Below are 1,610 nucleotides of genomic sequence, written 5' to 3'. Positions count from 1 at the left end.
CGCAGGCGCAGCGGCGCGGCATCGTCATCGTCGCTGCGGTCGGCAATGACGGGCCCGCCGCGCGCCCCGCCTATCCCGCATCCTATGCCAAGGTGGTCGCGGTGACCGGGGTGGACCGCAAGGGGCGCGCGCTGATCGAGGCGGGCCGGGCGCTCCATATCGACTATGCAGCGCCGGGCGCCGATGTGCAGGCGCTCAATGCCAAGGGAAAGCCGGTCCGGCTGCGCGGTACCTCGTTCGCCACGCCGCTGGTGGCAGTCCGGCTGGCCGATGCGCTGGCGAGCGGCGGCGACTGGCAGGGGCGGCTCGACCGTGAGGCGCGCGATCTGGGTCCCAGGGGGCCGGACAAGCTCTTTGGCCGCGGACTGCTTTGCGAAGGCTGCGCGGCCAAGCCGTGAATTTTCCGGCGGGGCGATGAATTAAACCACCGCACCCATCCGTTGTCCTTTCAGACGGGCTGTTCCGATGCCCGCATGCAAGATGAAAGGAACGCATCATGAGGAAGATCCTGATCGCAGCCGTGACCTGTGCACTGATCCCGGTATCCGCCCAGGCGCAGCTGCTCGGCGGCGGCGGCCTTGGCGGAGGGCTCGGCGGATCGCTGGGCGGCACATTGGGCGGAACACTGGGCGGCGGAACGCTCGGCGGCGGGCTCGAGCGCCCGGTCGGCGACACGCTGGAGCGCACCACGCGTACCGTGCGCGGTTCGGCCGAGGCCAAGGGCTCGACCAGCGGCACGCAATCGGTCGATGCCCGGCGCGGCACCGTTTCGGCCCAGCGCAGCGCCGACGGCTCGGTCCTGGCCTCGACGACGAGCCTGGCCGATATAGTCGCACCGCCCGCCGGTGCCATGACCGAGGCGCAAGGCTCGGGCGCGGCGAGCGGCCAGGGCAGCGCCAGCGCGCAGCTTATCGGAACCGACGCCGTGACCGGAACGGTTGCTCCCATCGTCCAGGGCACGCGCGCGCGCGCCGGTGAGGCCGTCTCCAGCGTGCGCGGGGCGGCAAGGCCTGCCGGAGCGACCGCGACAGGCAGCGGCGCTGGCTCTGCCAACGGATCGCTTCTGGCCGGTCCGCTGGCGGTTGCGGGCAGCGCGGCGGCGGCGGGGCAGGGCGCGGCCATGGTCAGCCGTGGCATGCCCGTCACGCTTCCCGACGGATCGTCGCTCGGCAAGGTGAAGGAGCTGGTGGCCAACGGCCGGGGCGAGGTCGAGCAGGTCGTGGTGAAGCAGGGCAATGTCACGCGCGCGCTCCCCGCCGGCATGTTCTCGGCATCGGGCGATGCGCTGGTGCTGACCCAGGCCAGCGGCACCGCCGCCGCACCGGAGGCATCCGAACCTTCGGAATAACCGGCCAGTCCGGAATTCTGGCCAAGCCACGGCGCGCTGCCTGCTGCCTGTTCGGGCGGCGCGCCAGAGCCCCCTTGAGGCGGACGTCTCCCGGCGTCCGCCTTTTTGTGTCTGCAGGTGGCACGCGGACCAGCAAAAATCGGGCGCAGGCGGTGGATTAAATTCACGCGCGGGTTCGTTTCCCCTTTGACCGCTTGCCATGGCGGCACTCACCAACAGGAGAATGGACCATGATCAGACTTGCCACGCTTTCGCTTCCGCT

At 70.7% G+C, this 1,610-nt stretch carries 2 protein-coding genes; both read left to right on the top strand.

Going from position 1 to position 1,610, the window contains the following annotated elements; genetic code table 11:
- Positions 1 to 398 (top strand): S8 family serine peptidase (locus DM995_RS18775; RefSeq protein ID WP_157973334.1); only part of this gene is annotated, 398 nt, incomplete at its 5' end.
- Between the two features lie 98 nt (positions 399 to 496).
- On the top strand, positions 497 to 1,348 hold the full coding sequence (locus DM995_RS18770; protein WP_116970657.1) for a hypothetical protein: 852 nt from the start codon (positions 497 to 499) through the stop codon (positions 1,346 to 1,348).
- The last annotated feature ends 262 nt before the right edge of the window (positions 1,349 to 1,610 follow it).

It is taken from the genome of Blastomonas sp. UPD001 (genome assembly GCF_003426715.1).
In the GTDB taxonomy this organism is placed as follows: domain Bacteria; phylum Pseudomonadota; class Alphaproteobacteria; order Sphingomonadales; family Sphingomonadaceae; genus Blastomonas.
This window is presented reverse-complemented; position numbering and strand designations above follow the sequence as displayed.